Genomic DNA, 26,987 nt, shown 5'->3' on the forward strand with positions numbered 1-26,987 from the left:
TAGCAGTCATGATAAGCAGTGCAAAAGGCTGAGCAAAACAGCCATAACTTCGTTTGGATCCAGAACCGAACCCATGTCTATTTCTCATCTTTCTCCGAGCCTTCCGCGCGAACCCGATATGAAGCAGATCGATCACAATGGTTCGATCCGTTCGACCTATCTGTCGATCGAAGACATCAAGGCGATGGGCGATGCGGTCGCCCGCAACGGCGTCGACCAGCTGCCGGCTTTCGCCCCCTTCGATTTCTTCGCGCGCCATAAGGAAAACGAGAAGGAAATCCTGCGCGTCTACCGGACAACGGCGACCGACGTCGAGGCCGGCGAGACGATCACGCCGGCGGCAGAATGGCTGCTGGACAATCACTATATCGTCGAAGAGGCGATCCAGGAGGTGCGGCGCGACTTCCCCCGCCGCTTCTACCGCGAATTGCCGACCATGGTCGTCGGTGGCGTCGAGGTGCCGCGCACCCTCGTGCTTGCCTGGCTCTATGTCGCCCATACCCACAGCACGATCTCGCAGGAAAGTTTGACGGCGCTGGTCGATGGCTTCCAGGCCAGCGAGACGCTCAGGATCGGCGAACTCTGGGCGTTGCCCTCTCTGGTGCGCTACGTGCTCGTCGAAAACCTTCGCCGCATTTCGAGCCGTGTCGAAGCCAGCCGCCGGCTGCGCCGCCGCGCCAACGAGGCAGCCGACGAATTGGTGCGCCTGACCGACCCGGCCGGGGCGGCCGCCTATCTAAAGACGCTGGAACCGCTTGCCGAGGACAATACCTTCTCGACGCAGTTCCTCTATCGCCTGCGCGACGGCTCGCAGACGTCGAGCCTGGCGATCACCTGGCTCGACGAGCGGCTGGAAGAGCTCGGCCGCAACACCGAAGAGGCGACGACGGCCGAACACAGCCGGCTCTCGTCCGGCAATGTGACGATGGGCAACATCATCCGCAGCCTTCGCGAGATCGATGATGCCGAATGGTCGGTCTGGGTCGAGCAGGTCAGCCATGTCGACAAGCTGCTCTGGGAGCATTCGGATTACGGCATCCTCGATTCCGGCTCGCGCAACAAATATCGCAAGCAGATCGAGAAGCTGGCCAAGCGCTCGCCGCTGTCGGAAATGGAAATCGCCCAGCTGGCGCTCGACATGACCGATGCCGCCAAGGCCTCCGACGAGCCGCAGCCGCATGAACCGAATGTCGGCGGCTTCCTGTCGGGCGCGCAGCGGCCGAAGCTCGAGGCGCGGGCGAACTATCGTCCGACGGTCACCCAGCATTTCGTGCGCGCCGTTCGCCGGTTCAACTGGCTGGCGATTGCCGTGCCCGTCATGCTGCTGACGGTCATCGCCATGGCAATCGTCGGCAAGTTCATGGCGAATGCCGGCATGGGGGCGGTCGAAATCGCCCTGCTGCTGATCATGTTCTCGGTGCCGGCGTCGGAGGGGGCGACAGGTCTCTTCAACACCTTGCTTTCCTTCTTCGTGACACCGGCGCGCCTCGTCGGCTACGAGTTCAAGGACGGCATTCCGGAAGATGCGCGCACGCTGCTCGTCGTGCCCTGCCTGATCTCGAACCGCGACAGCGTCGACGACCACGTGCGCAATCTCGAGGTCCATTATCTCGCCAATCCGCGCGGCGAGATCTATTTCGCGATGCTCAGCGACTGGCCGGACAGCGAGGTCGAGGAAACGCCTGCCGATCTCGAGGTTCTCGATTATGCCAGGCGCGAGATCGCCAATCTCTCCGCCCGTTATGCCTATGACGGCAAGACGCGTTTCTATCTGCTGCATCGCCGCCGCCTCTATAATCCCTCGGAAGGCGTCTGGATGGGCTGGGAGCGCAAGCGCGGCAAGCTGCACGAGCTGAACATGCTTCTGCGCGGCGACCGCGACACGACCTACCTGCCGGGCGCCAATACCGTGCCAGCCAATGTACAATATGTCATGACGCTCGATGCCGATACGCGCCTGATGCGCGATGCCGTCACCAAGCTCGTCGGCAAGCTCTATCATCCGATCAACCGTCCGGTGATTAATCCGAAAACCGGCCGTGTCGAAAGCGGCTACGGCGTGCTGCAGCCGCGCGTCACCCCGTCGCTGACGACGGGCAAGGACGCGTCGGTCTTCCAGCGCGTCTTTTCGATCAACCGCGGCCTCGATCCTTACGTTTTCACCGTGTCCGACGTCTATCAGGATCTCGCCGGCGAAGGCACCTTCACCGGCAAGGGCCTTTACCATGTCGATGCCTTCGAAGCGTCGCTGAAGGGCCGGATTGACGAGAACTCCGTGCTCAGCCACGATCTTCTCGAAGGCTCGATGGCGCGTTGCGCGCTCGTTACCGATCTCGAACTGGTGGAGGATTTCCCGATCCGCTACGAGGTGGAAACCTCGCGCCAGCATCGCTGGGCGCGCGGCGACTGGCAGCTTCTCCCCTACATGTTCAATCCGAAATATGGCGTCACGGCGCTCGGCCGGTGGAAGATGTTCGACAATCTGCGCCGCTCGCTGACGCCGATCGCCTGGTTCTTCGCCTCCGTGCTCGGCTGGTATTTCATGGGTCCGCTCGGCGCGCTCATCTGGCAGATTCTGCTGATCTTCTGCCTCTTCGTCGCGCCGACGCTATCGCTCATCAACGGCATCATCCCGCGCACCAGCGATATCATCGCCCGCGCCCATCTCTATACGGTCTGGGCCGATATCACGGCTGCCAATGCGCAGGTTGCGCTGCGCATCGTCTTCATCGCCGATTCGGCTTGCATGATGGCGGATGCGATCGGCCGGTCGCTCTACCGCCTGTTCGTCAGCCGCAAGCTGATGCTGCAGTGGCGGACCGCCGCCAGCGTTCAGGCCGGCGGCCAGGGCACGCTGATTTCCTATTACAAGGCGATGTGGCATGCACCGGCGTTGGCGCTGCTGGCGCTCGGTTTTGCCGCTCTTCCCGGCGACAACGCCTTCCTCGTCGGCATTCCCTTCGCGCTGCTGTGGATCCTGTCGCCTGTTGTCGCCTGGTATGTCAGCCAGTCGGCGGAGACCGAGGACCGGCTCGAGGTCGCCGATTCCGTGTCGAGCGAACTGCGCAAGATCGCCCGGCGCACTTGGCGTTATTTCGAAACTTTCACGACCGCCGAGCAGAACTATCTGCCGCCTGACAATATCCAGGAAACGCCGCATGTGATCGTCGCGGCGCGCACCTCGCCGACCAATATCGGCGTCTATCTGCTTTCCGTCGTTTCCGGCCGGCATTTCGGCTGGTTCTCCTTCGAGGAGACGCTCGAGCGGCTGGAGCAGACGATCGCGACGATCGACAAAATGGAGAAATTCCGCGGTCACCTGTTCAACTGGTACCACACCGATACGCTGCAGACGCTTGGGCCCCGTTACGTCTCTGCCGTCGACAGCGGCAATCTCGCCGGCCATCTGATCGCCATTTCGTCGGCCTGCCGCAACTGGGCCGAGGCGCCGTCCGCTCATATGCAGGGCAATCTCGACGGCGTCGGCGACACGGCCGGCATTCTCCGCGAAGTGCTGGCGGACCTGCCCGATGACCGCAAGACCGTGCGCCCGCTGCGCCGGCGCCTGGAGGAGCGCATCGTCGGCTTCCAGAACGCGCTTGCCGCCGTCAAACGCGAGCACGAATTTGCCTCGATCCGAATCATCAACCTTGCGGTTCTCGCGCGCGACATCGAGAAGCTCGCCGCCAATCTCGACCATGAGGTCAAGTCGAAGCAGAGCGAAGAGGTCACCCAATGGGCGGCATCGCTGGTGAAGGTCTGCGAGGCGCATATTTCCGACAGCACCTTCGACCTTTCCAAAGTCGATGCACTGAGGCCGCGTCTGGTGGCGCTGCGCGACAAGGCGCGCGACCTCGCCTTCTCGATGGATTTCGGCTTCCTGTTCCGGCCGGAGCGGCGTCTGCTGTCGATCGGCTATCGCGTCGAAAGCGGTGAACTCGATCAGGCCTGCTATGACCTTCTCGCCTCGGAATGCCGCCTGACCAGCCTCTTCGGCATCGCCAAGGGCGACCTGCCGACGGAACACTGGTACCGCCTCGGCCGCCAGGTCGTGCCCGTCGGCTCGCGCGGTGCGCTGGTGTCCTGGTCCGGCTCGATGTTCGAATATCTGATGCCGCCGCTCGTCATGCAGGAGCGCGGCGGGGGTATTCTCAACCAGACCAACAATCTGGTCGTCGTCGAGCAGATGAATTACGCCCGCAAGCTCGGTATTCCCTGGGGCATTTCGGAAGCTGCCTTCAATGCCCGCGACCATAACCTCAATTATCAGTACACGAATTTCGGCGTGCCGACGCTCGGCCTGAAGCGCGGTCTCGGCCACAATGCCGTTATCGCGCCCTATGCCTCGCTGCTTGCCAGCCAATACGATCCGCCGGCTGCGCTGGAAAACCTGCAGAGGCTGCGCAAGCTCGGCGCACTCGGCAAGTTCGGCTTCCACGACGCCGTCGACTTCACGCCGACGCGCGTGCCGGAAGGCAAGAAATGCGCGGTGGTCTACAATTATTATGCCCACCATCACGGCATGTCGATCGCGGCGGTTGCCAATGTCGCCTTCAACGGTCATCTGCGCGAACTCTTCCACGCCGATCCTGTCATCGAGGCGGCGGAACTGCTGCTGCAGGAAAAGGCGCCGCGCGACATTCCCGTCATGAGCGGCAAGCACGAATCCGATACGCCCGCCAGCATCCAGGACGATCTCCTGCGGCCGGAACTCAGGAAGATCAGCGATCCGGCTTCGCGCGACCGCGAACTCGTCTTCCTGTCGAACGGCCATTATTCGGTGATGCTGACGGCGACGGGCGCCGGTTATTCCCGCTGGAACAATCTTTCCGTTTCCCGTTGGAAGCCTGATCCGACTGAAGACCGCTGGGGCAGTTTCATCTTCCTGCGTGATACCGCCACCAACGAATGGTGGTCGGCGACATCAGAGCCGAAGGGCGTCGAAGGCGAAAAGACCATGGTCGAATTCGCCGACGAGAAGGCGCAGTTCACCAAGATTGTCGGCGACCTCACAAGCGAGGTGGAGTGCATCGTCGCCACCGAGCATGATGCCGAGGCCCGTCGTGTTACGCTGCTCAACATGGGCACGGAAGACCGTTTCATCGAGGTCACTTCCTATCTCGAGCCGGTGATCACCTCCGACGATACCGACAATGCGCATCCGGCATTTGCCCGCATGTTCGTCAAGACAGAGATCGGCAAGCGCGGCGACGTCATCCGTGCCGAACGCAACAAGCGCGATCCGAACGAGCCGAACATCAGCATCGCACATCTGATCGTCGACAATGCCGGCGACACCCGCCATACCGAATTCGAGACCGACCGGCGCAAGTTCATCGGCCGTGGCCGCAGTCTTGCCGATGCGGCCGCCTTCGACCCGGGCGCTACGCTTTCCGGCAGCGACGGCTTCATGCTCGATGCCGTGATGTCGCTGCGTCGCACCGTCCGCGTACCGGCCGGCAAGAAAGTCAGCGTGATCTTCTGGACGATTGCGGCGCCAAGCCGCGAGGAAGTCGACAAGGCGGTCAATCGCTACCGTCATCCCGACGCCTTCACCCACGAGCTCGTCCAGGCCTGGACACGCACGCAGGTGCAGATGCGCCATGTCGGCGTCACCTCCCAGCAGGCGGCGGCCTTCCAGCATCTTGGACGCTATCTCGTCTATCCTGATATGCAACTGCGCAAGGACGAGGCGACCGTCGAGGCCGGCCTGCAGTCGCAATCGGCGCTCTGGCCGCTGGCAATCTCCGGCGACTTCCCGATCTTTACGCTGCGCATTAACGACGACATGGATCTCGACATCGCCCGCGAGGCGCTGCTGGCGCAGGAATATCTGCGCTCGCGGGGCGTCACCGCCGATCTCGTCATCATGAACGAACGCGCTTCGTCCTATGCGCAGGACATGCAGCATGCGCTCGACGCCATGTGCGAAAACGTGCGCCGCATGGGCCAGGCCGACGGATTGCGCCAGCATATCTTTGCGGTTCGCAAGGACCTGATGGAGGAAAGCACCTACCATGCGCTGATCGCGGCTTCCCGCGTCACGCTGCATACCAAGAACGGCAAGGTGGTCGACCAGATCAACCGCGCCGTGGCGCTGTTTGCACCCTCCAAGGAGGAACTGCAGGAGATGGAACGGGCCGAGCGCGCCAAAGCCCCCGTCAAGCGTATTGCGCCGGTGCCGCCACCTGTCGTGCCCGCCGTCGTCATCGAGGAGGAAGGCGATCTCGACTTCTGGAACGGCATCGGCGGCTTTGCCCGCGACGGACGCGAATATGTCGTTCGGCTGCCTGGAGGTCATGCGACGCCGCAGCCCTGGATCAATGTCATTTCCAACGACAGCTTCGGCTTCCACGTGTCGGCCGAGGGCTCGGGCTTCACCTGGAGCGTCAATTCGCGCGACTATCAGCTGACCTCCTGGTCGAACGATGCAGTGGTCAACCGTTCGGGCGAGGCGTTCTATCTCACCGATCTCGACAGCGGTGCTGTCATGACGCCGTTCGCAGCGCTTTCCCGCCGGCCGGACATCCGTTTCGAAGCCCGCCACGGGCTCGGTTATTCCGTCTTCTCCAGCGTTCAGCACGATATCGCGCTCGAGCTGACGCAGACGATCGACCGCGAAAAGCCGGTGAAACTGCAACGCCTGCGCCTGCGCAACACCGGTTCGACTAGCCGCAAGCTGCGTCTCTACGGCTATGTCGAATGGATCCTCGGCAGCAATCCGGGACGCACGGTGCCTTTCATCCTGTCGAGCCATGATGAGGAGACGGGGGCGCTATTTGCCACCAATCCCTACAGCATCGATTTTTCCAACCGCACCGCCTTCTTCGCGGCGAGCGAGACGCTTTCGAGTTTCTCGGCAAGCCGGCGCGAATTCATCGGCAAGGCGGGGACGATCCAGGCACCGCAGGCCGTCATTTCCGCCGCCGGCCTTTCCGGCGCGACCGAACTCGACGGTGATCCGGCCGCGGCGCTTGCTATCGACATCGAGCTCGGCGCCGGCGAGGAGCGCGACTTCACCTTCTTCCTCGGCGATACTCCGACGGAAGAAGAAGCGCGCACTGTTATCGCGGATATCCGCAAGGCTTCGTTCGACGAGACCGTCGAGGCAAACCGCGCCTTCTGGCGGGATTTCACCGGTAGGCTGCAGATATCGACGCCGGATCGCGGGATGAACAATCTCGTCAACACCTGGCTGCCCTATCAGAGCCTCGGCTGCCGCATCATGGCCCGCACCGCCTTCTACCAGGCAAGCGGTGCCTTCGGCTTCCGCGATCAGCTGCAGGACACGCTGGCCTTCGTGCTGCACGAACCCTCGCTTGCCCGCCGGCAGATCCTGAATGCCGCTTCACGCCAGTTCCGCGAAGGCGACGTACAGCATTGGTGGCTGCCGGGAACGGGTGCGGGCGTGCGCACGCTGATTTCGGACGACGTCGTCTGGCTCGCTTACGCGATCCATCACTATTGCAACGTCACCGGCGACAAAAACGTCCTCGACGAGGAGATCGCCTTCCTGGAAGGGCCGGCTCTGCTCGAAGGCCAGCACGACTCGTTCTACAAGCCGGAGATTTCCGAGGACAAGGCGAGCGTCTACGAACACGCGGCGTTGGCGCTCGATCTCGCCATCGCTCGCAAGGGGGCTAACGGCCTGCCGCTGTTTCTTGGCGGCGACTGGAACGACGGCATGAACCGCGTCGGCATCGGCGGGCGCGGCACCAGCGTCTGGCTCGGCTGGTTCCTGGCGGGCGCATTGCGCTCCTTCATTCCCTATGCCGAAGAGCGTGGCGACACGGCCCGCACGGAGCGCTGGGCGGCGCATCTTACCGAGCTCAAGAAGGCGCTCGAAACTGCGGCTTGGGACGGCGGCTACTATCGCCGCGGGACGTTCGACGACGGTGCACTGCTCGGCTCCAGGGAAAGCCCGGAATGCAGGATCGATTCGATCGCGCAGTCCTGGAGCGTGCTGTCGGGCGAGGGTGATCCGGACCGCGCCGTCACGGCGATGGAGGCTGTGCTCGACCAACTGGTCGATGAGGATGCCCGCATCATCCGGCTGTTCACGCCGCCTTTCGTCAATTCCGCCAGGGATCCCGGCTATATCAAGGCCTATCCGCCGGGTGTGCGTGAAAATGGCGGGCAATATACCCATGCGGCGACCTGGGTGGTGATGGCGCTGGCGGAGCTGAAGCGGGGCGACGATGCCTTCCGCTGCTTCCAGATCCTCAATCCGATCACCCATGCGCTCGACAAGGCTTCAGCGGAGCAATACCGCGTCGAACCCTATGTCGTGGCGGCCGACGTCTACGGAAACGAGCCTTATACGTCACGCGGCGGCTGGACCTGGTATACCGGGTCAGCCGGCTGGCTCTACCGCGCCGCCGTCGAGGGCATCCTCGGTATCCGGCTGAAGGATGGTCGGCTCTATGTGCGCCCGTCGCTCCCGTCGAAATGGGACGGTTTTGCGGCAGAGGTGGAGCAAGGCGGCGGGAAATACCGCATTTCGGTCTCAAAAGCGTCCAATGACAGCGGCTACACTCTGGCAATCAACGGCTGCGAAGTCACCGATCCCGAAGAGGGATATCCGCTCGGATAACAGCGTTCTCCACGCTGAAAAACACGGCGATTCGCGACGGCCAAAAGGGAACCCTTTTGGCCGTCGTCGCGTTTGCAAATCGGATAATAAGGAGAAACCCATGGCAAGCACGCCGACCCAAGCCATCGTCACGGGGCGCAGTTCCCTATCCGCAGCTGCGCCGGTGCGTGACACGAGGCTCGACGTCTTGCGCGGCGTGGCGCTGATCATGATCTTCATCAATCATGTTCCCGGACAGATCTTCGAATATGTGACGACGAAGAATTTTGGTTTCTCCGATGCCGCCGAAGCCTTCGTGCTGATCTCGGGCATTGCCGTCGGCCTTGCCTATGGGTCCCGCTTCCAGCCGGGCAACCGGCTGACGGTGGCGATCAAGGCGGTAAAGCGCGCCTTCACGCTCTATCTCGCCCATATGATCACCACCTTCATGACGCTGGCGCTCTTCATCTGCGGTGCCTGGCTGTTCCATCGGCCGGGCTTGCTGGTCGAGATTAATATCCTGGCGGTTCTGATGAACCTGAAGGAAGGCATTCCGGCGCTGCTCCTGCTCGGCCACCAGATCGGCTACAACAATATCCTGCCGATGTACGGGGCGCTGATGCTGATGGTGCCGATTATCCTGCTGTTGAATGCGCGCAGCCCTTGGCTGGCGCTCGGCGTCTCGGCTACGGTCTGGCTGCTTGCGGGCATCTATGAAGTGGCGCCGCACAACATGCTGATCGAGAGCTACTGGTTCCTCAATCCGCTCTCCTGGCAGTTCCTGTTTTCGATCGGCATCGTCTCGATGCTGCATATCAAGCGCGGCGGCACGATCCCGCAGCACCCGCTGCTGCTGACGGTCGCTGCCGGTTACGTCGTGCTGTCCTTCATCTGGGTGACCGGCCATCTCTGGATTTTCGGCAACTCGCTGGCGGCACTCGGCCTGCCGCCTGTCATCACCGGTTTCGACAAGACTTTCCTGTCGCTGCCGCGGCTGCTGCACGTTCTGGCGCTGACCTACCTCGTTATCAGCATTCCCGCGCTCTCGCGTATCCTGCGCCGTCCTGTGGACCATCCGCTGACGATCCTCGGCCGCCATTCGCTGAACATCTTCGTCGCCGGCACGATCCTCGCCATGATCGGCCAGGTGGTGCTCTACATCACCAACAAGGACCAACTGGTCGGTCCGCTCTTCGTGATTGCAGGGATCGCGATACAATTCGCCTATGCCTATTATCTCGAGCGCAAACGTCAGCAGGGCAAGGTTAGGGGGAAACTCGTCACCGATACCGCCACCATCCCCGTTCCCGTCCGCATTGGCGGAACGGCAAATGCCTATCGCCAGAATGATCGGAAATAGGGCTGGGATTTTGCTCGACATGAAGGAGCCGGTGGCCGATGGCCGCCGGCTCAATTTTTATGCATGAGGATGTTCACCAACTTGCCGAAGGGATCTCGGACATAAAAGCGTCTGACGCCCCAAGGCTCATCGGCCGGGCCGTACTCGATCGGAAAGCCTGAAGCCGACATCGCCTCGAAAGCGTCATCGAGGTCATCAACCTCGATCGAGAGGTCCGGCACCTCCGTTCCGGAACCGCCTTCACTGGCGATGCTGAGCTGAATATTCATTGAGCGTGCGGCGCCGAACGTCGTGATCCAGCCGTGGTCCATGATGACGTCAAGACCGAGGATATCCTGATAGAAGCGCCGGGCCGGGGTGATATCCGCTGCCTGGATATTGGCGACGATGCGCAGGACCTTCATGGGTTTTCTCCCTATGCTCCGTTGACTGGCGAAGGATAGGGAAGATCGGCGGGGTGATCAATCATGTGGGTTGGAGCGGAGATGTTGTGCCGTGCACTACCCCCTCTGCCCTGCCGGGCATTTCCCCCGACAGGTGTACGGTCTTGATGCATACGTGACAGATGTTCGGAGACATGCCTGACACTTCCGCGATGATTTGTCGGGAGGTTCGGCATGGTTTGGCGGAGAGATGCGCGGCAGGGCGCGACGCCCGTCTCTCGGTTTTTCGAGAACGGTCTGAGGCTATGACTGCCTCGGCTTCCATCTTTGCGATCGTTGCGCGCAAGGCATTGCTGTCATAGGCTTTATCGCCCAGATGGCTTGAGCTGTCTGGTTATTGAGCTTGCGTGATGTCGCGACCTGGCCGGCCATCGTGATGAAGAGCAGGGGCGCTCGAGCGTATCGACCGGCATATGGGCCTTGGGCCGTCAGTCCACCTCTGGAACGCCCCAGCGCCTGATCCTTGGCCCCCCTTTTCCGCTCGCCGCCTGTTGATGGGCACGCACGATGGTACTGTCGATCATTAAGTACTGATTGTCCCGGTCAGCAGTGAGGGCATCAAAGACCCGCTCCCATACGCCGGCATGGCACCAGCGACTGAACCGGCGATGGACCGTCTTCCACTTGCCATAGCGCTCCGGCAGGTCCCGCCAGTGCGCGCCTGAGCGCAGCACCCACAAACACCCGTTCACAAACAGCCGGTTATCTACCCCCGTCCGACCTGGATCGCTGGCCTTGCCTGGCAACAAAGGCGCAATTCTCGACCATTGCGCCTCGTTCAACTCGTATCGCTTCACGCCCCTCAAAGGCCTCCGTGCTGCACACGGTACCTTATGAATCAGTGATCAACCGATTTGGGAATCCTGAATGTCGATCGGTCCTCAGCCCCAGAGCAAACGAAAAGGCCAGAAGGAGTTACCCTTCCGGCCTTTATCTCGAACCCAAACCGATCAGGCGGCTTCGGTGGTATGGGCCTTGCGGACCTCTTCGTCCGTCAGGATGCCGCTGGCGCGCAGCAGGGCGGCGAAGCGGCCGTTGCTGTGGCTGAGTTCGTCGAAGCTGCCCTGTTCGACGACACGGCCGTCATCCAGGAAGAGCACCATATCGGCTTCGCGGACCGTCGACAGGCGGTGGGCGATGATGAAGGTGGTGCGGTTCTGGCGCAGATTGTCGATTGCGGCCTTGACGCGGTTTTCGGTTTCGACGTCGAGCGCCGAGGTCGCCTCGTCGAGCACCAGGATCGGCGCGTCCTTGAGGATGGCGCGGGCAATCGCGATGCGCTGGCGCTCGCCGCCGGAGAGCTTGTTGCCGCGTTCACCGACATGCGTATCGTAGCGATCCTCGCGGGTCTCGATGAAGTCGGCAGCGGCGGCGGCTTCGGCCGCACGGCGCATTTCCTCTTCACTGGCGCCCTCGCGGCCAAGGCGGATATTGTCACTGATCGAACGGTTCAGCAGGCCCGCATCCTGGAAGACGGTGGCGATGTGGCGACGCAGCGACTTGCGGGTCACCTTGGTAATATCGGTTCCGTCGACGAGAATCTTGCCGCCCTGGGCATCGTAGACACGCTGCAGCAGGTTGACGAGCGTCGTTTTGCCGGCGCCGGTCGGGCCGACGATCGCGACCGTCTGGCCTGCCTTCACCGAGAAGGAGACGTTGTGCAGGCCCTGTGAGCTGTTGCCGAAGCCGAAGGAGACGTCGCGGAATTCGATCGCACCCTTGACGTCCTTGATCTCGCCGTTGCCGGCCGGCTCTTCACGTTCACGTACCGAGTCTTCCAGCGCATAGAATTCCTCAAGCTTGGAACGGGCCTCGAAAATCTGCGTAGCGAACTGGCGCATCAGGTCGAGACGGCCGATCAACAGGTTGGCAAAGCCGATGAAGGCGATGACTTCGCCGACGCGCAGCTGGCCGGCCTGGACGAGCATGGTGCCGATGATCAGAACCACCATCATCGCGATGGTCGACGCCATGCGGTTCAGTGCGCCGGCGATCGCCCACCAGTCGAGCACCGGATACTGGGCTTCGAGCAGACGGTCGGCGAAGGATTTCAGCGCCCTGGTTTCGGCCTCGATGCGGTTGTAGCTGTGCAGGACAGAAACGTTGCTAATCGAGTCGCTGACATGCGAGAAGACGGTGTGATAATGGTTCTCGACCGAAGCCTGGCCGTCCTTGGTGCGGCTCATGACGACGCGGCCGATCAGCCAATAGGCGATGGCGAGCACCATGAGTACTGCGGAAAGGCGCAGATCCATCGACATTGCGGTCGGTATCAGAAGGGCAAGCGCGATGACCGTCGACAAGTGGTTGCGCATGAATTCCAGCCAGAGGCCGAACAGTGTCTCGCAGGCGCGCAGCAACGTATGCAGCGCGTTAGAGGTGCCGCGCTGATGATGCCAGCCGAGCGGCATGGAAATGATGCGGCCGAAGGCTTCCGTCAACAGCGTCGCTCGCCGGCCATGGGCCAGCCTGTCGGCCTCGCGGGCCACCAGAACGAAGGCAATGGTGTTGAAGACGGCGAAAGTCGCCCACATGAAGAGGATGGGCTTGACCTCACCCTTGCCCGAAATCGCATCGATGATGCGACCGAACAGGATCGGCTCCGCGATGGTGATCGTCGCAAGAACAATGTTTGCGACAACGACTAGGGATACGCGCAGCTTGTAGGCGCCAAGATAGCGCAGAGCCCTTGCATAGACCTTGAATAGCGTCACGTCGAACCTCTTGTGCATCTGCGAAAACGGGATGATGCGATGCTACAAAAGGCTACCTGAACGGGCGATTAACGGAGTATTCAGGGTTCGATCGATGTGATGATTGCCGCGATCATATTATGGCAGGATCCGACGAGTGGCCATGACGCCGAAATTGCCGCCTGACTATATCTCGCAACAATTTGCGCTTGCATTTTATTAAATGTTTAGCGCAGCATTAAATTACAGACTGCATTTATTGAATAAGACCGTTTCGCGACCAGTTTGACCAGCCGCCAGCGGCCTCATGCGGGCATCAGGTCCGGGCAAGGGGCATTTTTGTGAATATTAATTCGTTAATTCAATTGCTTGTAATTCTGGAAGAATGCTCAAATCCTGAAGCTGTCATCACCGAACTGGAGCAGATCCTCCGCGGTTGCGGCTTCGAATATTACGGCTTGCCGCACCATTTGCCGCAGAGCCCGCTGCAGCAGAATCCAGAGCCTTGGGCTGCGGCGCTTGCCGGCCGCTGGCCGGAACAATGGCCGCAAATATATGCCGCGAAAAAATATGCGCTGATCGATCCGATGGTGCGCTATCTCGCCCATGCGCAGCGGCCTTTCCGCTGGCGAGAGGCGATGGCCACCTTCCGCAAGGACGCCTATCATCGGCGCATGGAGCAGATGATGGTCGATGCCTTCGGGCACGGGTTGGAGGACGGCTACATCTTTCCCATCCACGGACGCAGCGGCATTCTCGCCAGCCTTAGTCTCGCCGGCAAGCCGATTGAGCTGTCGCCGGTGGAAATCGCATTGCTGGAGGCGGTGGCGCGCAAGGCCTTCTGGCGGTTGCTCGATCTGAAAGGTGAGGCGCAGGCACTGGAAACCGTGCTGCCGGCCGATACGCCGCTGACACGGCGCGAGATGGAAATCCTGCATTATCTCGCCGAAGGCATGACTTCGATGGAGATCAGCAAGATGCTGAAGATCTCAAACCACACCGTCGACTGGTATATGAACGGCCTACAGGACAAGCTGAAGGCGAAAAACAGGCAGCATGCGGTGGCGCTTGCCTTCCGTCATGGCCTGATAAGGTAGAGAAACTCCGCTTCTCATCGAAGCGGAATTGCTCTGGTTTTTTATTTTTGCGCAACTCCGAACGGAAAACCGCTTCGCACTTTTCGCGGAGTTGCTCCAGCATGTCGAAAAATTGCATTTCGCAGTCGCAAGATAAATTGAACTTTCTGTGACAAGAAGTTAAGAATTTCCTTCGCGGGTGCAGCAATCCCGCGTCTGAACGTCTGAGGAGACCGTTTTGCCCATTTCCAAGATTCTCGTTGCCAATCGCTCTGAAATTGCCATCCGCGTGTTCCGCGCGGCCAACGAACTTGGAATAAAAACCGTGGCGATCTGGGCGGAAGAGGACAAGCTGGCGCTGCACCGCTTCAAGGCGGACGAGAGCTACCAGGTCGGCCGCGGCCCGCATCTGTCCAAGGACATGGGCCCGATCGAGAGCTATCTGTCGATCGAGGAGGTGATCCGCGTTGCGAAACTCTCCGGCGCCGATGCCATCCATCCCGGCTACGGCCTGCTGTCGGAAAGCCCCGAATTCGTCGATGCCTGCAACAAGGCCGGCATCATCTTCATCGGCCCGAGGGCCGATACGATGCGCCAGCTTGGCAATAAGGTTGCGGCGCGCAACCTGGCGATCTCGGTCGGCGTTCCCGTGGTGCCGGCCACAGGGCCGCTGCCGGAGGACATGGCCGAAGTGGCGAAGATGGCGGAGGGGATCGGCTACCCCGTCATGCTGAAGGCCTCCTGGGGCGGCGGCGGGCGCGGCATGCGCGCGATCCGCGATCCAAAGGATCTCGCCCGCGAGGTGACGGAAGCCAAACGCGAGGCGATGGCGGCCTTCGGCAAGGACGAGGTCTATCTGGAAAAGCTCGTCGAGCGCGCCCGCCATGTCGAAAGCCAGGTTCTCGGCGATACGCACGGCAATGTCGTGCATCTCTTCGAGCGTGACTGCTCGATCCAGCGTCGCAACCAGAAGGTCGTCGAGCGCGCGCCAGCGCCCTATCTCTCGGAGGCGCAACGCCAGGAGCTCGCCGCCTATTCGCTGAAGATCGCGGCCGCGACCAATTATGTCGGCGCCGGTACCGTCGAGTATCTGATGGATGCCGATACCGGCAAATTTTACTTCATCGAAGTCAATCCGCGTATCCAGGTCGAGCATACGGTGACCGAAGTCGTCACCGGCATCGACATCGTCAAGGCGCAGATCCACATCCTCGACGGTTTTGCGATCGGCACGCCGGAATCGGGCGTGCCGCGCCAGGAGGATATCCGTCTCAACGGCCATGCGCTGCAGTGCCGCATCACCACGGAAGATCCGGAGCATAATTTCATTCCGGATTACGGCCGCATCACCGCCTATCGCTCGGCGTCCGGTTTCGGCATCCGCCTCGATGGCGGCACCTCCTATTCGGGTGCAATCATCACCCGCTTTTACGATCCGCTTCTCGTCAAGGTCACGGCATGGGCGCCCAATCCATCCGAAGCGATCGCCCGCATGGACCGGGCGCTGCGCGAATTCCGTATTCGCGGCGTGGCAACCAACCTGACCTTCCTCGAAGCGATCATCGGCCATCCGAAATTCCGGGATAACAGCTACACGACACGCTTCATCGACACGACGCCGGAACTCTTCCAGCAGGTCAAGCGCCAGGATCGCGCCACGAAGCTCCTGACCTATCTCGCCGATGTCACCGTCAATGGCCATCCCGAGGCCAAGGATAGGCCGAGGCCGCTGGAAAACGCTGCCGAGCCGGTGGTTCCCTACGCCAACGGCAATGCGGTCAAGGATGGTACAAAGCAGCTCCTCGACACGCTCGGCCCGAAGAAATTCGGCGAATGGATGCGCAACGAGAAGCGCGTGCTTTTGACCGACACGACGATGCGCGACGGCCACCAGTCGCTGCTCGCCACCCGCATGCGCACCTATGACATCGCCCGTATTGCCGACACCTATGCGCATGCGCTGCCGAACCTTCTGTCGCTCGAATGCTGGGGCGGCGCGACCTTTGACGTCTCCATGCGCTTTCTGACCGAGGATCCGTGGGAACGCCTGGCGCTGATCCGTGAGGGCGCCCCGAACCTTCTGCTGCAGATGCTGCTGCGCGGCGCCAACGGCGTCGGCTACACCAATTATCCCGATAATGTCGTCAAATATTTCGTCCGCCAGGCAGCCAGAGGCGGCATCGATCTGTTCCGCGTGTTCGATTGCCTGAACTGGGTGGAGAACATGCGCGTCTCGATGGATGCCATTGCCGAGGAGAACAAGCTCTGCGAGGCGGCAATCTGCTATACCGGCGATATCCTCAACTCGGCGCGTCCGAAATACGATCTGAAATACTACACCGATCTTGCAGTCGAGCTCGAGAAGGCAGGCGCGCATATCATCGCGCTCAAGGATATGGCGGGTCTTCTCAAACCTGCGGCTGCGAAGGTTCTGTTCAAGGCGCTGCGTGAGGCGACCAGCCTGCCGATCCATTTCCACACGCATGATACATCGGGTATTGCGGCCGCGACCGTTCTTGCCGCCGTCGATGCCGGCGTCGATGCCGTCGATGCGGCCATGGACGCACTTTCCGGCAATACCTCGCAGCCCTGTCTCGGTTCGATCGTCGAGGCGTTGCGCGGTACGGAGCGTGATCCGGGCCTCGATCCGGAATGGATCCGCCGTATCTCCTTCTATTGGGAAGCGGCGCGTAACCAATATGCCGCCTTCGAAAGCGATCTGAAGGGGCCGGCATCCGAAGTCTATCTGCACGAAATGCCGGGCGGCCAGTTCACCAACCTCAAGGAACAGGCCCGCTCGCTCGGCCTCGAGACCCGCTGGCATCGGGTGGCGCAGGCCTATGCCGACGCCAACCAGATGTTCGGCGATATCGTCAAGGTGACGCCGTCTTCCAAGGTCGTCGGCGACATGGCGCTGATGATGGTGTCCCAGGACCTGACGGTCGCCGACGTCGTCAGCCCCGACAAGGAAGTCTCCTTCCCGGAATCGGTGGTCTCGATGCTGAAGGGCGATCTCGGCCAGCCGCCGTCGGGATGGCCCGAAGCGCTGCAGAAGAAGGCGCTGAAGGGCGACAAGCCCTATACCGTGCGCCCCGGCTCGCTGCTCAAGGAGGCTAATCTCGATGCGGAGCGCAAAGTTATCGAGACGAAACTCGAGCGCGAGGTCAGCGACTTCGAATTTGCCTCCTACCTGATGTATCCGAAGGTCTTCACCGACTTCGCGCTCGCCTCCGATACCTACGGCCCGGTCTCGGTGCTGCCGACGCCCGCCTATTTCTACGGTCTCAAGGACGGCGAGGAACTGTTTGCCGATATCGAGCGCGGCAAGACGCTCGTCATCGTCAACCAGGCGATGAGCGCCACCGACAGCCAGGGCATGGTGACCATCTTCTTCGAGCTCAATGGCCAGCCGCGCCGCATCAAGGTGCCGGACCGGGCCCATGGGGCGACGGGTGCGGCCGTCCGCCGCAAGGCCGAACCGGGCAATGCCGTTCATGTCGGCGCGCCGATGCCGGGTGTCATCAGCCGTGTCTTCGTCTCGCCCGGCCAGGCCGTCAATGCCGGCGACGTGCTCGTCTCGATCGAGGCGATGAAGATGGAAACGGCGCTGCATGCGGAAAAGGATGGCACGATTTCCGAAGTGCTGGTACGGGCCGGCGATCAGATCGATGCCAAGGACCTGCTCGTCGTCTACGCAGGCTGAAGCGCTGCCATCCTTGGCAAAGGCGCCCATCGGCCGGCTTTTCGAGCGGGCTCCATTCACTCGATTGTGTACGATCGGCCTGTCAAAAAGCTGATTTTTCGAAGCCTTCGCGCCTTGCCCGGCGCGGAGGCTTTCTCATAAGCTTGCGCTCCCACCATCCGCCCCCAAGACCAATCAGGAAATGATATCAATGAGCAAGTTGAAGATTGCCGTTATCGTCGGCAGCACGCGTATTGGCCGTTTTTCCGAGCATCCGGCCAAGTGGATTGCCGCTATCGCCGCCGAACGGCAGGACATTGAGGTCGAGGTTCTCGACCTGCTCGACTACCCCATGCATTTTTTCGGTGAGCAGCGTGCCACGACCGCTGAAAGCGAAACGGCAGAGCGCTGGAAAAAGAAGCTGCGTGAATTCGATGGCTTCATTTTCACAGTTGCCGAGTACAATCACGCGCCGACTGCGGTTTTGAAGAACGCCATCGACCTCGGCGAGTTCATCCACAAGCCGGTCGGTTTCGTCGGTTACGGCGGCGTTGGCGGCGCACGTGCGGTCGAGCATCTTCGCCTGATCTTCGTGGAAATGGGGGCGGCTTCGGTGAAAACGGGCGTGCATATCGCGCTTGGCGAATATCTCGGCGTCCTCAAGGAAGGCAAGAGCCTCAGCGATTACGCCCATCTCAACGAAGCGGCGAGGAACCAGCTCGATCAGCTCATCTGGTGGGGTAATGCGCTGAAGGCGGCGCGTGCCGTCGTCACGGCCTCCTGATTGGAGTTCCAGCCATGCCGGGATCTTCGCATCCCGGCATTAGATCCGGATGATTTTAGGCCAGGTCGGCCTAAAAATCTGCATCCGGATCTAAATCAAAGAAATAGAGCAAGATGTCGTCCGAAAACCGCTCACACTTTTCGGCATCATCTCTAGCTCAGATATCGTAAGTATGGGCGGCGTTGATCGTCGAGATGAAACGTTTGGTGCGTTCGCGCTCCGGCGCGCTGAAGATCGCTCTGGCGCTGCCCGTTTCCACGACGCTCCCGGCTTCCAGGAAAACCACGTCATTGGCGATCTTCGAGGCGAGCCGGAGATCGTGGGTCGCCATCACCATCGTCGTGCCTTCGCTGGCCAGCTTGCCGAGTACATCGACCACTTCGGCCGAAAGCTCGGGATCGAGGGCGGATGTCGGCTCGTCACAGAGAAGCACGCGCGGCGACGGCGCCAGCGCGCGGGCGATCGCGACGCGCTGCTGCTGGCCGCCCGACAGCGTCGAAGGCCATGCATCGGCCTTGTGGGTCATGCCGACCTTGGTCAGCAATTCCATCGCACGCTCGCGGGCCTTTTCCCTCGGCCATCGCAGTACCGTCACCAGGCCTTCCATGACATTCTCGATCGCGGTCTGATGCGGGAAGAGCTGGAAATTCTGGAAGACCATGCCGGTCTGGCGGCGGATCTTCTGGATCGCCGGCCAGCTCGTTCGTTTGCCCGGTGCAAAGGCCAGCTTCTCCTCTCCGAGGCGGATGGAGCCGGCGGTCGGAATTTCGAGTAGGTTGATGCAGCGCAGCAGTGTGCTCTTGCCGCCGCCCGAAGGCCCGACCAGCGCGGTGACGCTGCTTTCGGGAATACGGATGCTGATATCCTTGAGGATGACGGCGTCGCCGAAGCGCTTTTCGATGTTGGAAAGCTCGATCATGCATTTGCCTCCAGCATGCCGCCATAACGCGCGAAGCGGCGTTCCAGCCGCACCTGCAACTGCGAGAGGACGGAGCTCAGGACGAGATAGATCAGCGCCGCCTCGATATAGAGGATCAACGGCTCGTAGGTGGTGGCGACGATGCGCTGCGCCGCCTGGAAGAGCTCGGGCACGGTGATGGCGGCGGCAAGCGAGGTGTCTTTGACCAGCGAGATGAAGGTGTTCGACAAAGGCGGCACGGCGACGCGGGCGGCCTGCGGCAGGATGGTGCGGCTCATCGCCTGGCGCCAGCTCATGCCGATCGAATAGGCGGCTTCCCATTGGCCCTTCGGCACCGAAGAAATGACGGCGCGGATGATCTCGGAGCTGTAGGCGCCGATATTCAGCGTGAAGCCGATGAGGGCGGCCGGAAAGGCATCGAGCAGGATGCCGAGGCTCGGCAGGCCGTAGAAGATCACGAAGAGCTGCACCAGCAGCGGCGTGCCGCGGATGACCCAGACATAGAAGCGCGCGACGGCCGAAAGCGGCATCGGCCCGAAGAGCCGGGCGATTGCGGTGGCGAGCCCGAGGGCCAGGCCAAAGACGAAGGATAGCAGGGTCAGCGGAATGGTGAAGATCAGCCCCGCCCACAGGAGCGAGGGGAGCGATTCCGCCATCAGTTGGAGCCAGTGCGCCAAGGGAGTTGCCTCTCGTCAGTTGGGTCGTGATATCCGAAATACCCCTCCCCCACCCCTCCCCACAAGGGGGAGGGACTTATCCAGGTGCCGGCTCACACGAAATAGCGACCGAGCGGCAGGCCGAAACGTTTATTTGAAGATGAGACGGCCCGCCGGCTAAGCCCCTCCCCCTTGTGGGGAGGAGTTTGGGAAGGGACTTTTCTTCAGTTGAACTTACTTGGAAACATCCTGGCCGAAATACTTGTCGGCGATCTTCTTATAGGTGCCGTCGGCCTTGATATCGGCAAGCGCCTTGTTGATTTCGGCGAGAAGCTCCGGCTCGTTCTTGCGGATGATGACGCCGGAGTAATCGGCGTTTTCCTGCTCGGCCACGATCTTCACCGGCGCGTCCGGCTTGTGCTTCTTGAAATCGAGGAAGGAGAGGCTGTCGTTGATCGTGGCGTCGGCGCGCTTGGTCAGCACCAGCTGGATCGACTGATCGAAACCGTCGGTGCCGACGAGCTCGGCACCGGCTTCGGTTGCGAGCTTGCCGAAGTTGCTGGTCAGCGACTGGGCGGCCTTCTTGCCCTTCAGGTCGGCGAAAGACTTGATGCTGTCGTCGCCGTCGCGGGCGATCAGTACGGCCTTGGAGGCGATATAAGGCTCGGAGAAATCGTATTTCTGCTTGCGGGTTTCGGTGATGCCGACCTGGTTGATGACGGTATCGTAGCGCTTGGCATCGAGGCCGGCGATCAGGCCATCCCACTTGCCTTCGACGAACTCGGCTTTGACACCGAGCTTGGCGGCGATCGCTTCGCCGATCTCGACATCGAAGCCAACGAGCTTGCCGCTTTCGTCATGATAGGTGAAGGGCGCATAAGTGCCTTCGGTGCCGATCTTGAAGACGCCGGCCGATTTGATGGCGGCGAGGTTTTCACCGGCATGGGCAGGCAGGAGGGCCGCGGCTTGAATGAGGGCGGCGGCGGCGACGGTTTTCAACCAGTTCATTGTTTCATCCATCCTTGGGAGGTTGTTATCGGATGGGGATAGTTGGCAGAAAATTACGGCGCCGGAAGCGTAGAAAACTGCGAATAAAAGCAGCAACTGCAAATATTTTTCTCAAACGGCCGCTCGAACCATGAATCCCGCAGAATCAGGCATCAGGCGGTGATGCGCCGGCGCAGTTTTTCGCTGACGATGATGATCAATCCGGCGCCGAGGATCATCGCCGCGCCGACGACCACATTGTGCGTGGGGATGTCGGCCCAGATCAGATAGCCCAAGAGGAAGGCCCAGATGAGAGAGCTGTATTCGAATGGCGCAAGCACGGAGACGGGCGCCTGACGCATGCCCTCGAAAAGGGCGAACTGGGCGCAGCCGGCAACGATGCCGGTGGCGATGAGGAGCGCGAGCTGCGTCATATCGGGGTCTGCCATGTCCAGATCACCGCAACGCCGGTCATGGCAAGGAAAAAGACGTTGGAAACGGTGAGCTGGATAATCGTCTTCTCATGCAGCGAGGTCTTGCGCAGCAGCACCATGGCAGAGGCCCAGAGCACGGCCGCCTGCAGCGCCAGATAGACCGGCCAGGAGATGGTGAGGCCGACCGGATTGCAGGCGATGAGGACGCCGACGAAGCCGACGCCGACCGCCAGCCAACGCGCCGGCGTGACCTTCTCCTTCAGGATGAACCAGGCAAGCAAGGTGCCGACAACAGGTGCGGCGTAATAGAGCGTGGTCACTTCGGCAAGCTGCAGGCGGCTTGCGGCGGAATAGTAGGAAAGCCAGGCGCAGAGCAGAAGGATGCTGCGGGCAATCATCGGCTTGATGATCGGCGATGTCATCGTCTGGTGGACGAGCTTGCCGCGACCATAGGCGAGACAACCGACGAGGATGGTGAGACTGCGGAAAAACAGGATCTGCCAGACGGGAATGCTTGAAGCCAGGATCTTGATGATCGCGTCATGGAAGGTGAACGCCATATAGGCGAGGCTCGTGAGCAGGATGCCCAGGCTGACGGAGTTTTTCACGGGGAGAACGGACCAGGTGGCGGATATGCCGGCGGGAATCGGGAATGACCAATCGATATTCCCGCCTCCCGGGCCGGTCAATAGGGCATATTCGCTCTGGTGGTGGAGCTTATTTCCGAACGTCAGAAAACGTGTGACCGTGCATATTGCCTGCATGATCGTAAGCGTTTATGCACGTTTTCGGTTTGTGAGGTCTCGATCCGGTAGGAACATGCAGGATTTTCTGTTGCGAGAGCGCCAAGGCGTGATTTCCGAGAGGCTGCGGCTGAATGGCCGCGTGCTGGCGACGGAGCTTGCGCTCGAATTCGGCGTCTCCGAGGATACGGTGCGGCGGGATCTGCGGGAGATGGCGGCGGCAGGGCTCTGTGAGCGGGTCTACGGCGGCGCATTGCCGGTCTCGCCGGCGCACGGAAGCCTGACGCAGCGCATCGGCTTTGCCGCTGACCGGAAACAGGCGCTGGCGCGCGCTGCGACAAAGCAGATTGCCGGCGGTTCGACTGTGTTCTTCGATGCCGGCAGCACCAATCTGGCGATTGCCCACGCATTACCGGTCGAACTTGCACTGACGGCTGCGACCAATGCGCCGGCGATTGCCGCAGCGCTGATCGACAAGCCTGCCGTCAACGTCATTCTGATCGGCGGGATGGTGGATCGGCAGACGGGCGGCTCGCTCGGCGCCAAGGCCTTGCGGGATATGGAGCAGATTTCGCCCGATCTCTGCATTCTCGGCGCCTGCGGCGTCGATCTCGAGGCCGGCATCACGGTGTTCGGCTTCGAGGATGCGGAGTTCAAGCGGTTTGCGACATCCAGGAGCAAAAGGGTGTTGGTGGCTGCAACCTCGGAGAAATTCGGCACCGCTGCCCCCCATAGCATCCTGCCGGTTGCGCATTGCGAATGCCTGGTCGTCGAGCACGATGCCGATCCGGCCATTCTCGCCCGTTACCGCGAGCGCGGATGCAGGACTGTTCTCGCCGAGAAAACGAACTGAGGCGACGTCATAGAGTTTAGGGAAACCGGGCCAAGCAAGCCCGGCAATGAGGAAAGACCGGAAATGGATAGTCATGTGAGTACGCCGGGAGCCCGGAGCGGCTTCATTACCAGAAGCAGAGCGGCGGTTTCCCTGCTCTTTCTCATGAACGGTTTTGTCGTCGGCTGCTGGGCGCCGAAGATCCCTGATTTTGCCGAGCGTCTGGCGCTGACCAAGTTCGAGCTTGGGCTGATGATCCTGGTTTTCGGCGTCGGCTCGCTGGTCATGATGCCGATCGCCGGTGCACAGATCGCCAAACACGGTTCGCGTATCGTCGTTCAGATACTGGCCGTCTGCGTGCTACCGTTGCTGTTGGCATTGACGCTGGCGCCAAATGTGCTGACTGGAGCGATCACGCTCTTCCTGTTCGGCGGCTTCATCGGTGCAATGGATGTGGCGATGAATGCCAATGCGGTCTCGGTCGAGAAATCCATGCGCCGCGCCATCATGTCGTCCTGCCACGCTTTCTGGAGCCTTGGCGGACTGATCGGCTCAGGTCTCGGCGGCATCGTGATCTCCAAGCTCGGTATTCTCGGCCATGCGCAACTGGCGACGGTGCTGGCGGCGATCTTCCTTGCCGTCGCCTGGCCGATGATCCTTGCGGATCCGCCGCATCCCGACGCCAAGAAGGAAAAGACGAAGCTGCCGATGGTGCCGCTGCCGTGGCTGCTCGGATTGATGGCGCTGTTCAGCATGGTGCCTGAAGGCGCTGTTCTCGACTGGGGCGCGCTCTATCTCCGGCAGGAAATGGGTGCATCCGTGGCGCTTTCCGGCCTTGGTTTCGCAGCCTTTTCGGCCACCATGGCAATCATGCGCTTTGCCGGCGACCTGGTGCGCGACCGCCTGGGCGGCGTCAAGACGCTACGCATCTGCACTTTGTTTGCCATTGTCGGCATGCTGCTTGCCGGCCTGGCGCCCAATGCCGAGCTTGCCATCCTGGGCTTTGCGTTTTGCGGTATCGGCATTTCCAACATGGTGCCGATCGCTTTCTCGGCGGCGGGCAATATTCCCGGACTCAAGCCCGGCATCGGCATCTCGGTGGTCACGACCATGGGCTATTCCGGCATGCTGGTTGCGCCATCGTTGATCGGCTTCGTCGCCGAGCATATCGGTTTTGCCGTCGTTTTCATGGCGCTGCCGGTGCTGCTCATCGTCGTTCTGCTGCTCTCCAACCTGGCCCATTATGCCGATGAGACCTCCGGAGGCGGTCACTGAGCCGCCTCCCAACAAAAGTGATATCAGGGGCGGTTGACAAGCAGCCGGCCTTGATCCACCTGAAAAGCACCGTTTCTAAAGCGCGTCGCAATCTTTCAGATTTGCTCCTCACGCTTTAGGTTTTTATTTTTCGCATGTCGTTATCGCAAAACCGCTGCACACTTTTGCGCGACATGCTTTAGGGGTGCAAGAACTCTCCATGTTGTCAGCCGCCGATTTTGATCCGAAACCGCGCCGCGCTTCCGTTGCCGTCGATGTCGGCGGCGTCATCGTCGGCGGCGGGGCGCCGGTCGTCGTGCAGTCCATGACGAACACCGATACGGCCGATATCGATTCCACCGTCGCGCAGGTCGCCGCTCTCCACCGGGCGGGCTCGGAACTGGTGCGCATTACCGTCGACCGCGACGAGAGTGCAGCCGCCGTGCCGAAGATCCGCGAGCGGCTTCTGCGCCTCGGCATGGACGTGCCTTTGATCGGCGACTTCCACTATATCGGCCACAAGCTGCTCGCCGATCATCCGGATTGCGCCGAAGCGCTGGCGAAATACCGCATCAACCCCGGCAATGTCGGCTTCAAGGACAAGAAGGACAAGCAGTTCGCCGAGATCATCGAGATGGCGATCCGCTATGACAAGCCGGTGCGCATCGGCGTCAACTGGGGCTCGCTCGATCAGGATCTGCTGACGGCGCTGATGGACCGGAACGCCGAAGCCGGATCGCCGCTTTCGGCCCGGCAGGTGACGCGCGAGGCGATCGTGCAGTCGGCGCTGCTGTCGGCAGCCCGTGCCGAAGAGATCGGCCTGCCGCGCAACCGCATCATCCTGTCGGCCAAGGTCAGCCAGGTGCAGGACCTGATCGCCGTCAATTCCATGCTTGCCGAACGCTCCAATCATGCGCTGCATCTCGGCCTGACCGAAGCCGGCATGGGCACCAAGGGCATCGTCGCCTCCTCTGCGGCGATGGGCTTCGTGCTGCAGCACGGCATCGGCGATACGATCCGCGTGTCGCTGACGCCGGAGCCGAACGGCGACCGCACGCGCGAAGTCCAGGTGGCGCAGGAAATCCTGCAGGTCATGGGCTTTCGCCAGTTCATACCCGTCGTTGCGGCCTGTCCGGGCTGTGGACGCACGACGTCGACGGTGTTCCAGGAACTTGCCCAGAATATCCAGAACGACATCCGCAAGAACATGCCTGTCTGGCGCGAGAAATATCCTGGGGTCGAGGCGCTGAACGTCGCCGTCATGGGCTGCATCGTCAACGGGCCGGGCGAAAGCAAACATGCCGATATCGGCATTTCGCTTCCGGGCACTGGCGAAACGCCGGCCGCCCCCGTCTTCATCGACGGCCGGAAGGCGCTGACTCTGCGCGGTGCCAATATCGCCGCCGATTTCGAGGCGCTGGTTGTCGACTATATCGAGAAGCGTTTCGGCCAGCGGACGGCGGCGGAATGAGCGCCCGCAAGTTCGGATGAGCCGGTACTGGTCGCCTATCGTCAGTAAGCTTCGGCCCTATGTCGCGGGCGAGCAGCCCCGTATCGCGAACATGGTCAAGCTCAATACCAACGAGAGCCCTTACGGTCCGTCCCCGAAGGCGCTTGAGGCGATCCGGGATGCGGCGGACGATCGTCTGCGGCTCTATCCCGATCCGACTGCTGCGGAATTGCGCGAGACGATCGCGGCCCATTTCGGCCTGACCGCAGAAGAAATATTCGTCGGCAACGGCTCCGACGAGGTTCTCGCGCATGCGTTCCAGGCGCTGCTGAAACACGAGCGGCCGCTTCTCTACCCCGATGTGACCTACGCCTTCTATTCGACCTATAGCCTGCTATACGGCGTCGAAGCGATCGAGGTGCCTGTTGACGATGGGTTTCGGATCGGGCTGGAAGATTACGACAGGCCCTGCGGCGCGATCATCATCCCCAATCCGAATGCGCCGACCGGCATCGGCTTGCCACTTGCCAGTATCGAAGCACTTCTTGCCGCCCATCCGGATGCGGTCGTTGTCATAGACGAGGCCTATATCGATTTCGGCGGCGAGAGCGCTGCCGGGCTCGTTTCAACCTATCCCAACCTACTGGTGATCCAGACCCTGTCGAAGTCCCGTTCGCTTGCCGGTCTGCGCATCGGCTTCGCGCTGGGGCAGCGGCCGCTGATTGAGGCGCTGGAGCGGGTCAAGGACAGTTTCAATTCCTATCCGCTCGATCGTCTGGCGCAGCTTGCCGCGACGGCGGCGATCAAGGACGAGGCGTGGTTTGAGACATGCCGGAGGAACATCATCGCCAGCCGCGAAAGCCTCGACTCTGAACTTGAAGTTTTGGGTTTCGAGGTCTTGCCGTCCCAGGCGAACTTCGTTTTCGCGAGGCACCAAAGCCGTTCCGGGGCAGCGCTTCAAGCCGCTCTGCGGGAGCGCGGCATTCTCGTCCGGCATTTCGCCAAACCGCGTATTTCGGACTTCCTGCGGATCAGCATCGGCACGGGCGAGGAGTGTGCCCGTCTGGTTTCCGCCCTCAAGGAGATACTGACAGCCTGACCT

General features: G+C 61.3%; 15 protein-coding genes and 1 pseudogene. 9 read left to right on the plus strand and 7 right to left on the minus strand.

Features of this window, described 5'->3' with window-relative positions; genetic code table 11:
• Window positions 1-73 precede the first annotated feature (73 nt).
• Window positions 74-8,593, plus strand: coding sequence for a GH36-type glycosyl hydrolase domain-containing protein (locus ACM5SV_RS07140; RefSeq protein WP_222016848.1), 8,520 nt, complete (start codon window positions 74-76; stop codon window positions 8,591-8,593).
• A 100-nt stretch (window positions 8,594-8,693) separates the two neighbouring features.
• On the plus strand, window positions 8,694-9,932 hold the full coding sequence (locus ACM5SV_RS07145; protein WP_017995521.1) for an OpgC family protein: 1,239 nt from the start codon (window positions 8,694-8,696) through the stop codon (window positions 9,930-9,932).
• A 50-nt stretch (window positions 9,933-9,982) separates the two neighbouring features.
• Here ACM5SV_RS07145 and ACM5SV_RS07150 read toward each other — a convergent pair whose 3' ends face one another.
• From ACM5SV_RS07150 to ACM5SV_RS07160, 3 genes are all read right to left on the minus strand, one after another.
• Window positions 9,983-10,336 (minus strand): VOC family protein, encoded by a 354-nt coding sequence (locus tag ACM5SV_RS07150; RefSeq protein WP_012759457.1) that lies wholly within the window; start codon window positions 10,334-10,336, stop codon window positions 9,983-9,985.
• Between the two features lie 467 nt (window positions 10,337-10,803).
• Window positions 10,804-11,172 carry an IS5 family transposase gene (locus ACM5SV_RS07155; protein WP_157628345.1) on the minus strand — a complete coding sequence of 123 codons (369 nt, stop codon included), beginning with the start codon at window positions 11,170-11,172 and terminating at the stop codon, window positions 10,804-10,806.
• A gap of 153 nt (window positions 11,173-11,325) precedes the next feature.
• Window positions 11,326-13,089 (minus strand): glucan ABC transporter ATP-binding protein/ permease, encoded by a 1,764-nt coding sequence (locus ACM5SV_RS07160; protein WP_012759455.1) that lies wholly within the window; start codon window positions 13,087-13,089, stop codon window positions 11,326-11,328.
• A 320-nt stretch (window positions 13,090-13,409) separates the two neighbouring features.
• Between ACM5SV_RS07160 and ACM5SV_RS07165 the strand changes: the two genes are divergently transcribed.
• From ACM5SV_RS07165 to ACM5SV_RS07175, 3 genes are all read left to right on the plus strand, one after another.
• Window positions 13,410-14,165 (plus strand): helix-turn-helix transcriptional regulator, encoded by a 756-nt coding sequence (locus ACM5SV_RS07165; protein ID WP_222016846.1) that lies wholly within the window; start codon window positions 13,410-13,412, stop codon window positions 14,163-14,165.
• Between the two features lie 217 nt (window positions 14,166-14,382).
• Entirely contained in the window at window positions 14,383-17,847 is a 3,465-nt protein-coding gene (pyc, locus tag ACM5SV_RS07170; RefSeq protein WP_017995519.1) for a pyruvate carboxylase, read from the plus strand.
• A gap of 190 nt (window positions 17,848-18,037) precedes the next feature.
• Window positions 18,038-18,610 carry an NADPH-dependent FMN reductase gene (locus ACM5SV_RS07175; RefSeq protein WP_222016844.1) on the plus strand — a complete coding sequence of 191 codons (573 nt, stop codon included), beginning with the start codon at window positions 18,038-18,040 and terminating at the stop codon, window positions 18,608-18,610.
• Between the two features lie 157 nt (window positions 18,611-18,767).
• Here the strand turns inward: ACM5SV_RS07175 and ACM5SV_RS07180 are convergent, their stop codons facing one another.
• The 4 genes and pseudogenes from ACM5SV_RS07180 to ACM5SV_RS07195 all read right to left on the minus strand — a co-directional run bounded on the left by ACM5SV_RS07180 (window position 18,768) and on the right by ACM5SV_RS07195 (window position 22,295).
• Window positions 18,768-19,529 carry an amino acid ABC transporter ATP-binding protein gene (locus ACM5SV_RS07180; RefSeq protein ID WP_017995517.1) on the minus strand — a complete coding sequence of 254 codons (762 nt, stop codon included), beginning with the start codon at window positions 19,527-19,529 and terminating at the stop codon, window positions 18,768-18,770.
• Window positions 19,526-20,206 (minus strand): amino acid ABC transporter permease, encoded by a 681-nt coding sequence (locus ACM5SV_RS07185; RefSeq protein WP_012759450.1) that lies wholly within the window; start codon window positions 20,204-20,206, stop codon window positions 19,526-19,528. Before ACM5SV_RS07185 ends, ACM5SV_RS07180 begins: the two co-directional genes overlap by 4 nt.
• A 213-nt stretch (window positions 20,207-20,419) precedes the next feature.
• Window positions 20,420-21,193 carry an amino acid ABC transporter substrate-binding protein gene (locus tag ACM5SV_RS07190; protein ID WP_017995516.1) on the minus strand — a complete coding sequence of 258 codons (774 nt, stop codon included), beginning with the start codon at window positions 21,191-21,193 and terminating at the stop codon, window positions 20,420-20,422.
• Window positions 21,194-21,345: 152 nt separating this feature from the next.
• A pseudogene (locus ACM5SV_RS07195) lies at window positions 21,346-22,295 on the minus strand (DMT family transporter).
• Window positions 22,296-22,425: 130 nt separating this feature from the next.
• On the opposite strand from ACM5SV_RS07195, the gene ACM5SV_RS07200 reads away from it, so the two are divergent.
• The 4 genes from ACM5SV_RS07200 (at window position 22,426) to hisC (ending at window position 26,984) form a co-directional block, all read left to right on the plus strand.
• Window positions 22,426-23,202: a DeoR/GlpR family DNA-binding transcription regulator gene (locus tag ACM5SV_RS07200; protein WP_033181951.1), complete on the plus strand. Its 777-nt coding sequence runs from the start codon at window positions 22,426-22,428 to the stop codon at window positions 23,200-23,202.
• A gap of 63 nt (window positions 23,203-23,265) precedes the next feature.
• Window positions 23,266-24,456 (plus strand): MFS transporter, encoded by a 1,191-nt coding sequence (locus ACM5SV_RS07205; protein WP_017995513.1) that lies wholly within the window; start codon window positions 23,266-23,268, stop codon window positions 24,454-24,456.
• Between the two features lie 199 nt (window positions 24,457-24,655).
• Window positions 24,656-25,906 (plus strand): flavodoxin-dependent (E)-4-hydroxy-3-methylbut-2-enyl-diphosphate synthase, encoded by a 1,251-nt coding sequence (gene ispG / locus ACM5SV_RS07210; protein WP_222016842.1) that lies wholly within the window; start codon window positions 24,656-24,658, stop codon window positions 25,904-25,906.
• 16 nt (window positions 25,907-25,922) lie between these two features.
• The gene (gene hisC, locus ACM5SV_RS07215) at window positions 25,923-26,984 is read left to right on the plus strand and encodes a histidinol-phosphate transaminase (protein ID WP_222016839.1); all 1,062 of its coding nucleotides are present in this window, start codon (window positions 25,923-25,925) and stop codon (window positions 26,982-26,984) included.
• Window positions 26,985-26,987: the final 3 nt, after the last annotated feature.

Source organism: Rhizobium sp. CRRU65, from assembly GCF_048551595.1.
GTDB classification, from domain to species: Bacteria; Pseudomonadota; Alphaproteobacteria; order Rhizobiales; family Rhizobiaceae; genus Rhizobium; species Rhizobium leguminosarum_J.